Source organism: Nocardioides sp. P5_C9_2 (genome assembly GCF_054049555.1).
This window is the reverse complement of the sequence record NZ_JBFUMD010000094.1, coordinates 1-9,584: the sequence shown is the minus strand read 5'-3', so window position 1 is coordinate 9,584 and position 9,584 is coordinate 1. Positions and strand designations below refer to the sequence as shown.

At 71.3% G+C, this 9,584-nt stretch carries 10 protein-coding genes; 3 read left to right on the top strand and 7 right to left on the bottom strand.

Annotated elements, in window-relative coordinates; genetic code table 11:
* Positions 1–195, bottom strand: a 195-nt coding sequence (locus ACXJKL_RS07020; RefSeq protein WP_457206341.1) for a DnaJ domain-containing protein, incomplete at its 3' end; no start/stop codon positions are given.
* Positions 192–1,220 carry a heat-inducible transcriptional repressor HrcA gene (hrcA, locus tag ACXJKL_RS07015; protein ID WP_457206342.1) on the bottom strand — a complete coding sequence of 343 codons (1,029 nt, stop codon included), beginning with the start codon at positions 1,218–1,220 and terminating at the stop codon, positions 192–194. The genes hrcA and ACXJKL_RS07020, both read right to left, overlap by 4 nt.
* A gap of 64 nt (positions 1,221–1,284) precedes the next feature.
* On the opposite strand from hrcA, the gene ACXJKL_RS07010 reads away from it, so the two are divergent.
* The 3 genes from ACXJKL_RS07010 (at position 1,285) to ACXJKL_RS07000 (ending at position 3,486) form a co-directional block, all read left to right on the top strand.
* Complete coding sequence (locus ACXJKL_RS07010; RefSeq protein WP_457206340.1) at positions 1,285–2,145, top strand: MBL fold metallo-hydrolase; 861 nt, start codon at positions 1,285–1,287, stop codon at positions 2,143–2,145.
* 50 nt (positions 2,146–2,195) lie between these two features.
* Positions 2,196–2,558: a hypothetical protein gene (locus tag ACXJKL_RS07005; RefSeq protein WP_457206339.1), complete on the top strand. Its 363-nt coding sequence runs from the start codon at positions 2,196–2,198 to the stop codon at positions 2,556–2,558.
* A 70-nt stretch (positions 2,559–2,628) separates the two neighbouring features.
* Positions 2,629–3,486, top strand: a complete 858-nt coding sequence (locus ACXJKL_RS07000; protein WP_457206338.1) for a DUF3097 domain-containing protein — start codon at positions 2,629–2,631, stop codon at positions 3,484–3,486.
* Between the two features lie 24 nt (positions 3,487–3,510).
* Here the strand turns inward: ACXJKL_RS07000 and hemW are convergent, their stop codons facing one another.
* The 5 genes from hemW to ACXJKL_RS06975 all read right to left on the bottom strand — a co-directional run.
* Positions 3,511–4,728, bottom strand: coding sequence for a radical SAM family heme chaperone HemW (gene hemW, locus ACXJKL_RS06995; protein ID WP_457206337.1), 1,218 nt, complete (start codon positions 4,726–4,728; stop codon positions 3,511–3,513).
* Between the two features lie 70 nt (positions 4,729–4,798).
* Positions 4,799–5,659 carry an intradiol ring-cleavage dioxygenase gene (locus ACXJKL_RS06990; RefSeq protein ID WP_457206336.1) on the bottom strand — a complete coding sequence of 287 codons (861 nt, stop codon included), beginning with the start codon at positions 5,657–5,659 and terminating at the stop codon, positions 4,799–4,801.
* Positions 5,660–5,787: 128 nt separating this feature from the next.
* On the bottom strand, positions 5,788–7,608 hold the full coding sequence (locus ACXJKL_RS06985; protein ID WP_457206335.1) for an AMP-dependent synthetase/ligase: 1,821 nt from the start codon (positions 7,606–7,608) through the stop codon (positions 5,788–5,790).
* A 153-nt stretch (positions 7,609–7,761) separates the two neighbouring features.
* Complete coding sequence (locus ACXJKL_RS06980) at positions 7,762–8,964, bottom strand: NAD(P)/FAD-dependent oxidoreductase (protein WP_457206334.1); 1,203 nt, start codon at positions 8,962–8,964, stop codon at positions 7,762–7,764.
* A 124-nt stretch (positions 8,965–9,088) separates the two neighbouring features.
* Positions 9,089–9,584 (bottom strand): aminoglycoside phosphotransferase family protein (locus ACXJKL_RS06975; protein WP_457206333.1); only part of this gene is annotated, 496 nt, incomplete at its 5' end.

Sequence of the window (9,584 nt, the reverse complement as noted above, 5' to 3'; positions counted from 1 at the left end):
GTCGTACGCCGACCGCTTCTGCGGGTCGGAGAGGACCTCGTAGGCGCGGGAGACCTCCTTGAACTTCTCCTGCGTCGCCGGGTCCGGGTTGACGTCCGGGTGGAGCTGGCGGGCGAGGCCGCGGTAGGCCTTCTTGATGGCAGCGTCGTCTGCGTCACGGGAGACGCCGAGCAGCTCGTAGAGATCCTGGGTCACTGGTGTCCTTCGTCGAGGATCCGGGAGACGTACCGTGCGACGGCGCGCACGGCAGCCATGGATCCGGGGTAGTCCATACGGGTGGGGCCGACCACGCCGAGCGTGGCGAAGGCCTGGTCTGCGGGGCCGTAGCCGGTGGCCACGACGCTGGTCGAGGAGAGCTGCGAGTAGGGGCCCTCGTGGCCGATGYGCACCGTCACGGCGTCGCCGGAGGTGGCCTCGCCGAGGAGCTTGAGCAGCACCACGTGCTCCTCGAGCGCCTCGAGCAACGGTCGGACGGCGGTGTCGAAGTTGTCGCCGAAGCGGGCCAGGTTGGCGGCCCCGCCGACGGCCACCCGCTCGTCGCTGCGGTGGTCGGACATCGCCTCGGCGAGGGCCGTGACGACGTCGCGCGTGATCGCGGCCGTCTCGGGGAGGACCTCGTCGGGAAGCCGCCCGAGCGCCGCGGCCGCGTCGGCGATCCGCTCCCCCGCGGCCGCCCGGTTGACCCGGGTGCGCAGGTCGGCGAGCTGCTCGTCGGTGAGCCCGGCGCCGAGCTCGACGAGCCGCTGCTCGACCCGCCCGGTGCTGAGGATGAGGATCACCATCACGCGGGTGGGAGTCAGCGAGACGAGCTCGACGTGACGCACCGTGCTGCGCGAGAGGGTGGGGTACTGCACGATCGCGACCTGGCGGGTGAGCTGGCTCAGCAGCCGCACCGAGCGGCGTACGACGTCGTCGAGGTCGACCGCACCGTCGAGCAGGGTGGTGATCGCCCTCCGCTCGGCCGCGCTCATCGGCTTGACGCCGGTCAGCCGGTCGACGAAGAGCCGGTAGCCCTTGTCGGTCGGCACCCGGCCCGCGCTGGTGTGCGGCTGGTGGATGAAGCCCTCGTCCTCCAGGGCGGCCATGTCGTTGCGCACCGTCGCCGGCGAGACGCCGAGGCTGTGGCGCTCGACCAGGGCCTTGGAACCCACCGGCTCCTCGGTCGCGACGTAGTCCTCCACGATCGCGCGGAGGACGGCGAGCCTGCGGTCCTCGACCATCGCGTCCTCCTCGTCCGTCTGGCACTCGCTGTGCGTGAGTGCCAAGCCTACTAGGGTCGATCCCATGACTGACACCAGCGAGACGTCGATCGTCGAGGTCGCCCCCCGGGTGTGGGTGGCGCACCACGCGTGGATGCACGTCAACATCACCCTGGTGGGTGGCTCCGACGGTCTCGTCATGGTCGACACCCACGGCTCGGCACGCGCCGCGCGCGAGGTCGCCGACGTCGTACGCCGCCTCGGCGCYGGCCCGATCACGGCTCTCGTCAACACCCACGACCACTGGGACCACTGGTTCGGCAACGACGTGATGGTGACCGGCCTCGGCGACGTCCCCATCCACGCCACGGAGTTCGCCCTCGAGAAGATGCGGGGTGCGGGGGCACGTCCCGACCCCGAGCAGGTCGGCGACCGGCCGCGTGCCGAGGAGATCCTCGACACCATCCTGCGCCCGGCCACCCACGGCTTCTCGTCGGCCGTCGCGCTCGACCTCGGCGACCGCGCGGTCGAGCTGATCCACCCGGGCCGCGGCCACACCGCCGGTGACCTGGTGGTACGCGTGCCGGACGCCGACGTGATGATCGCCGGCGACCTGGTCGAGGAGTCCGACAAGCCGTTCATCGGCGACGACTCCTTTCCCCTGGAGTGGCCGCTCACCCTCGACCTCGTGCTGGGCCTGACGACCGACCACACCGTGGTGGTCCCCGGGCACGGCCGCGTCGTGGACCAGGACTACGTCCAGGAGCAGCGCACCGAGCTGGGCATCATCGCCGAGACGATCCGCGACCTCGCCGGCCGCGGCGTGCCCGTCGGCCGGGCCCTCGAGGAGGGCGAGTGGCCGTGGGACGAGGCGCTGCTCACCTCGGCCGTGCGGCTGGGCTACGAGCACCTGCCCCGCAGCCAGAAACGGCTTCCACTCATCTGAACCTCTGTTGGGGGGTGTACGGCGACCCGGACCTGGCGTAGGAACGACGCATGAGCGAATCCAGCGATCTCCCCCAGGCCAGCGCGACCACCAGCGAGGCGGACGCCGACCACGAGGGCGGCACCCAGTCCCCCGACGACCAGCAGCTCGCGGGCGTCTCCGACGACAAGCTCCCCGAGGACCTGCAGCCCGGCGAGGACAACCCGCTCGCCGAGCCCCTCGACCCCGACGACGAGGCGACCAAGGACGCCGACGAGCTCGGCATGGACGACACGCAGGACGACACCCCCGGCACCTACGAGTCCTCGGGCGAGACGCCCAGCACCCAGGACGGGTCCGACAAGGCCACCGACGACACCGACCCGGAGTCCGTCAGCGGCGACGGCGCCCAGGGCGCCGGCATCAGCGGCTGAGCCGGGCCCATCGCGACCCGCGGCGGCGTGGCACCACCACGTCGCCGCGACCGCGACCTAGCGTTGCGCGGTGCCTTCCCCCGCAGACCGCTACGGCTCCGACGTCCTCGCCACCGACTGGCGCAAGCCCAAGAACGGCCGCGCCACCGAGACCCCGGCCGACCTCGGCCTGGTCGTCGAGGAGGTCACCACCGACTGGTGCGGCGAGATCGTCGCCGTCGACCGCGACCTCGGCACCCTGACCCTCGAGGACCGGCGCGCCAAGCGGCGTACGTTCCCGCTCGGCACCGGCTTCCTGCTCGAGGGCAGGCCGGTCGTCCTGGTGCCGCCCGCCCGGTCCGGCGGTCCCGCCAGGCCCACGCGTACGGCGAGCGGGTCGGTCGCCGTCCACGGCGCCAAGGCCCGCGTCGCCCGCGCCAGCCGCATCTTCGTCGAGGGCCGCCACGACGCCGAGCTGGTCGAGAAGGTCTGGGGCGACGACCTGCGCATCGAGGGCGTGGTGGTGGAGTACCTCGGCGGCGTCGACGACCTCGCCGACCACCTGCGCGACTTCAAGCCCGGGCCCCAGCGCCGGGTCGGGGTCCTCGTCGACCACCTGGTCCGCGGCTCCAAGGAGAGCCGGATCGCCGCCAACATCGCGAAGTCCGAGGTCGGCAAGCACGTGCTGATCGTGGGCCACCCGTTCATCGACGTGTGGCAGGCCGTCAAGCCGCAGCGGCTCGGCTTCGAGCGCTGGCCGGACGTGCCACGCTCCATCGACTGGAAGACCGGCACCTGCCAGCAGCTCGGCTGGCCGCACCGCAACCAGACCGACATCGCCATGGCGTGGAAGCACATCCTGGGTGGCGTGCGCGGGTTCGAGGACCTCGACCCGACGCTGCTCGGGCGCGTCGAGGAGCTCATCGACTTCGTGACCGAAGCCCCGTAGCCGTTTGCGGCAAGGGGAGATGTCTCAGGCGGTCAGGTCACGCACGACCGCGTCGGCGAGCAGCCGACCGCGGCGGGTGAGGACGAGCCGCTCGGTGTGCAGCTCGACGAGCCCCTCCTCCACCAGCCGCGCGACCTCGCCCCGTCCGGCACGCCCCAGCGCCAGCACCGGGAGCCCGTCACGCAGCCGGATCTCGAGCAGGATCCGCTCGAACCGGCGGTCCGCGTCGGTGAGGATCTCGCGCCCGTGCGCCGGGCTCTGGCCGGCGGCCAGCCGGTCGGCGTACGCCGCGGGGTGCTTGACGTTCCACCACCGCACGCCGCCGATGTGGGAGTGGGCGCCGGGACCGGCGCCCCACCAGTGGCCGCCGGTCCAGTAGAGCATGTTGTGGCGGCACCGGCTCTGCGGCCGCCGCGCCCAGTTGGACACCTCGTACCACTCGAGCCCGGCGGCGGTGAGCCGCTCGTCGGCGAGGAGGTACTTGTCGGCGGCGTCGTCCTCGTCGGGCATCGGCAGCTCCCCCCGCCGGACGCGGCGGGCGAGCGCGGTGCCCTCCTCCACGATCAGGGAGTAGGCCGACACGTGGTCCGGCTCGCACGCCAGGGCCGCGTCCAGGCTGGTCTCCCAGTCGGCGATCGACTCCCCCGGCGTGCCGTAGATCAGGTCCAGGCTGACCTCGTCGAAGCCCGCCGCCCGCGCCCACTCCACGGCCGCGGGCACCCGCAGCGGGTCGTGGGTGCGGTCCAGCACCGCGAGCACGTGGTCGACGGCCGACTGCATGCCGAAGCTGATCCGGTTGAAGCCCGCCGAGCGCAGCTCCTCCAGGTCCCACGCCGCGACGCTGTCGGGGTTGGCCTCCGTGGTGATCTCCACGTCGTCGGCCAGCCCGAACTCCGCGGCCGCGCTCGCGATGACCGCGCCGAGATCGGCGGGTGGCAGCAGCGTCGGCGTACCACCGCCGAAGAAGATCGTCTCGATCTGGACGTCACGGTGACCGAGGACCCGGCGGGCCAGCCGGATCTCGTCGATGACCGCGCCGGCGTACGTCGACCGGGAGGCGCCGCGGGTGTCCCCCAGCTCCTCGGCGGTGTAGGTGTTGAAGTCGCAGTAGCCGCAGCGCACCGTGCAGAACGGGACGTGGACGTAGAGCCCGAAGGGGCGTCGACCGAGCTCCGCGTAGGCGTCGTCGGGGATGGACCCGTCCTCGGGTGCGGGGGCACCGACGGGTTGAGCAGGAGGCACGCCGCCATCCTGTCACCACGGTGCCTCCGGCGGGTCCCGGGACCGGACCACCCCGATCAGATGGGAACGGTCAGATGGGGACGTTGAGCGTGGCGACGTAGCCCTCGGCCGCCGACCCGGTCACCTTCGCCATCTGCAGGGAGTGTCCGTCGGCGAAGACCCCGTCGGAGTCCAGGCTGACGCCGGCCAGGTTGCCCACCGAGTCCTCGTAGCCCTCGGTCGCGTAGACGTCCTCGCAGACGTCCTGGGGGAAGGCGAGCTGGGAGGTCCGCAGCTTGGTGGTGGCGCTGGTCGCGGAGTCGAGCGACTCGTAGACCTCGAAGTGCACGTGCGGCCAGCGGCCGGCGTAGCACCCCGGGAAGATCGTGGTGAACTCCACCCAGCCGTCCGCGTCGGTCTCCTGGACGCCGCGCAGGTAGTTCTCCTGCATCGCGTCGCCGTCGTACATCGAGTAGGACCCGTCCCGGTCGCAGTGCCAGGCGTAGAGCGCGGCACCGGCGAGCACCTCCGCGTCCTCGCCGGTCAGGTCGTAGACCTTGAAGCGCAACGTGAGGGGCACACCCCCGGCCACCCCGGTCGCGGTGCCGAAGCTGCCGGTGATGTCGGAGCGGACGACCCCGCTCTCGCTCAGCACGTCGGGGCCGTTGGACCCGTCGCCCGGGTAGGGGCCTGCCGTCTCCTCGGGGATCTCGCCCGCCGGGGGCTCGGGACGGGTCGAGGAGGCCGAGCCCGAGGAGCCGGCGGTGGACGAGGTGTCTGCGCCGCACCCCACGGCCACCGCGGCGACCCCCAGGCCACCGAAGATGCCGAGCATCCCCCGGCGGCCCAGCCCGCGACGGCGCAACGTGCCCAGGTCGTGCTGGAGGCCGAGGTCGTGCTCGTGGACCTCGTCGTGGCGGTGGTCGTGGCGGTGGTCGTGGCGGTGGCTCATCAGATCTCCTCGGAAACGCGAACGGGTGCCGGTGGTCTCCCACCGACACCCATTCAGCGTCGCCTTGCTGTGCGCCTCCTGTGAGGGGGCCGTGGCCCGGGTCCGAGGACTGGCCCGGATCCGAGCGATCAGGCGTACATGCGGTCGATCGTGTCCTTGTAGTTGCCCTCGACGACGTTGCGCTTGACCTTCATCGACGGGGTGAGCTCACCGGACTCGACGGTGAGGTCGTGGTCGAGGAGCTCCCACTTCTTGATGGTCTCCCAGCGGTTGAGGCGGGTGTTGAGCTCGTCGACGTACCCGCCGACCATCGCCTGGACCTTGTCGCTGCGGACGACCTCGGTGTACGACGCGCCCTCCATGCCGTTCTCCGCGGCCCAGCCGACCATCGCGTCGGGGTCGAGCGTGACCAGGGCGACGACGTAGTTGCGCTCGTCGCCGAACACCATGAACTGGCTCGCGTAGGGGCAGATGGCCTTGAACTTGGACTCGATCGCCGGCGGGGCGATGTACTTGCCGCCCGAGGTCTTGAACAGCTCCTTGATCCGGCCCGTGATGGTGAGGTAGCCGTCGGCGTCGAGGGAGCCCTTGTCGCCGGTGTGCAGCCACCCGTCGGCGTCGAGCGCCTTGGCCGTCTCCTCGGGCAGGTTGTGGTAGCCCTCCATGACGTGCGGTCCGCGCAGCAGCACCTCGTCGCCGTCGCCGATCCTGACCTCCGCACCGGGCAGCGCCCGACCGACGGTCCCGATGCGGTTGTCGTCGGGGTGGTTGACGGTGGCTCCCGCCGAGTTCTCCGTCATCCCGTAGCCCTCGAGGATCACGATGCCCGCGGCGTTGAACCACTCGGCGATCTCCCGGTTGAGGGCGGCCGCGCCGGAGATGAAGAAGCGCACCCGTCCGCCGAAGCGCTCACGGACCTTGCTGAACACCAGCTTGTCGAAGAGGCCGTGCTGGAGCTTGAGGGGCAGCGGGACGGACTTCCCCTCGCGCTTGAGGCCCTCGACCTTGAGGCCGACCTCGAACGCCTTGTTGAAGATCTTCTCCTTGGCGCCGCCCTCGGCGGCCTGCATCGTCTGGATGCGGCCGTAGGCCTTCTCGAAGATGYGCGGCGCGGCACCCATGAAGGTCGGCTTCACGGTCGCGCAGTTGTCGACGATCTTGTCGACGCGCCCGTCCACCGCGGAGGCGAAGCCGCACGCCAGCTGGGCCGACAGCAGCACCTTGCCGAACGAGTGGGCCATCGGCAGCCACAGGAACTGCAGGTCGCTCTCGTCGAGGATGTTCTGGACCTGGATCGCCGCGCCCTCGAAGACCCACGCCCGGTGGCGCAGGCGCACGCCCTTGGGGCGCCCGGTCGTGCCGGAGGTGTAGATCAGGGTGGCGAGCTGGTCGGGCGCGATCGCGGCGGCCTTCTCCGCGATGACGCCGGGGTGCTCGGCGAGGTGGCTCGCGCCCAGGGTGGCCAGGTCGTCGAGGGAGATGACCCAGTCACCGTCGGTCTCGCCGTCGAAGGTGATGACCTTGTCCAGGTGCGGCAGCTCGTACCTGCGCTCGCGCAGCTTGGCGACCTGCGCGTCGTCCTCGGCGAACGCGAAACGGCACTCGGAGTCGCTCAGGATGTACGCCGTGTCCTCGGCGTTGGTGCTCGGGTAGACCGTGGTCGTGGCACCCGCGGCGCACATCACGGCCAGGTCGGCCAGGATCCACTCGTAGCGCGTGCTCGCCACGATCCCCACCCGCTGCTCGGACTCCAGCCCCAGGGACAGGAGCCCGGCTGCGAGCGCCGAGACCCGGTCGCCGGCCTGCTGCCAGGTGATGGACTCCCAGGCGTCGCCCTTCGGGTAGCGGAACGCCTCGCTGGACGGCGACTTCTCGACACGGTCCAGGAACAGGACCGCCACGTTGGGCTTGAGGTTGTCGACGAAGCTCTCGTCGTACTGGATGGGCATGGGACTCCCTGTGTCACTCGGTTGCGGGCTCAATCGGGTGGACTGACGGTGCTTGGGGAGTAACCTAGATCACCCGGTTACGCGGCGGTAGCAAACTCGCGGACTGGTCGCCCCCACCCCTGCGGGTGCGCGCGGCGCGGACCCGCTCCGGCCTCACGGGAGCTGGGTGTAGCCGTTGCGCATCTTCCACAGGAAGTACTTCTCGAAGCCCAGCTTCATCAGGTGGGCCTGTGGGCCGGGGATGAGCACCCCGTGCTTGCGGGGCGGCAGCATCTTGTCGGCCAGGATGATGACGCCGTTGTTGCCGGCGTCCATCACGCAGATCGCCGGGATGTCGCCGAACTCCTTGTGCTCGCGCGGCTCCTCCCCCCGGACCTGCGCGGCGATGTTCTTCGCCGCCACGTGTGCCTGCGTCTCCGTCGGGTATCCGGTCTTGGGGATCCCCACCGGCGTGGGCGTCTGCCACGGCACGTCCACGGCGGCCGCGACGCCGACGGCGTACACGTCGTCGTACGCCTCGGACTGGTAGGTGTCCCGGACCCGGACGTAGCCCTTGGCGTCGACGAGGTCCGGGCTGCCCGCGAGGAACTCCTGGCCGAGGAACGGCGGCACCACCATGGCGAAGGCGAAGGGGAGCACCTCGCCGTCGCCGAGCACGAGCGCCCCGTCGTCGACGTGGTCGATCGGGGTGGCCAGGCGGGTCTCGATGCCCTCCTTCTTGAGGAACATCCCGAGCAGCGCCTCGCCGTGCGGCAGTCCGCCGATCCCGAAGTGGCCGAGGAACGGCTCGGCGCTGACGTAGGTGAGCTTCACGTCCTTGTGCAGCCCGGCCTTGCGGAGCTGGTGGGAGGTGTTGAAGAGGAACTCGTACGCCGCGCCGAAGCAGCCGGCGCCCTGGGTCGCGGCCACGACCACGTCGCCGGGGTTGTCCAGGAACTTCTGCCACGCCAGCGCGGTCCGCTCGGCCTCGGGAAGGGTGGTGATCGTGTGCGCGTTCTCCGTGAAGCCGGGCACCACGTCGTCCTGGTTGCGGTAGCCGGTGGCGATCACGAGGTGGTCGTAGCCGAGGGCCTGGCCGTCGTCGAGGGTGACGAGGCGGGCGACCGGGTCCACCGCGGTCGCCGCGGCCAGCACGAACTGGACCCCGTGGTCCTCCAACGTGGGCACCACGTCGAAGGTGAGGTCGTCACGGTCGCGCTTGCCGAAGGGCAACCAGATCAGGCTGGGGGTGAAGAGGAACTTCCGGTCGGGGCTGACGACGGTGACGTCGACGTCGCCGTGCAGCTCGTGGCGGACCGCCAGCGCCGCCGTGAGTCCGGCGAAGTTGGTGCCGAGGACGAGGACCTTCTTGCGCATCGCGCACCTCCGGGTGGGAACGACCTACCTCCTTCGTACCCAGCCCACCGGGCTCGGAGCAGGGCAGATGTGCCCGGACATGGCGCCGAAGGTCCCCGTTGCGGCCACCCCGTCCCGCCGCCGGTCAGTCCTGGACCGCCTTGGCGATCGCGATGCAGCGGGTGATCCACTCCCGCTCCTCCGCGTCGAGGCCGCGGCCGGCGCGCTCGGCGTCCTGCACCGACCAGTGCGCGTTGAGGACCATCCGCAGGACCACCCAGTCGCGCGCCCGGTCCTCGTCGAGGCCGGCCGCGTCCACCACGGCGTGGAAGCGCCGGCGCACCCCGTCGCGGACCGACCACCCACCGAGCGACAGCTCGTCCCAGCGGTTCCACAGCAGCGGCGCCGGCTCGTAGTGGGGGTCGCCGTCCATCGGCTTGGGGTCGATCGCCAGCCACGGCTCGCGGTCGGCGGCCAGCACGTTGGCGTAGTGGAGGTCGCCGTGGACCAGGGTGCCGGTGCTCCCCCGGTCCGCCACCAGGTCGCGGGCCAGCGACAGCACCTGCTCGACCAGCCGGCGTGGGACGGGTGCGTTGCGCGGCATGGTGGCGAGGGCGGCGGCCCACTGCTCGACGTACGAC

Excerpts from the sequence above, each read along its gene's own strand:
- ACXJKL_RS06990 (WP_457206336.1), bottom strand. The coding sequence starts at position 5,659 with ATGAGCCACCGCCACGACCACCGCCACGACCACCGCCACGACGAGGTC.
- ACXJKL_RS06980 (WP_457206334.1), bottom strand. The coding sequence starts at position 8,964 with ATGCGCAAGAAGGTCCTCGTCCTCGGCACCAACTTCGCCGGACTCACG.
- ACXJKL_RS07005 (WP_457206339.1), top strand. The coding sequence starts at position 2,196 with ATGAGCGAATCCAGCGATCTCCCCCAGGCCAGCGCGACCACCAGCGAG.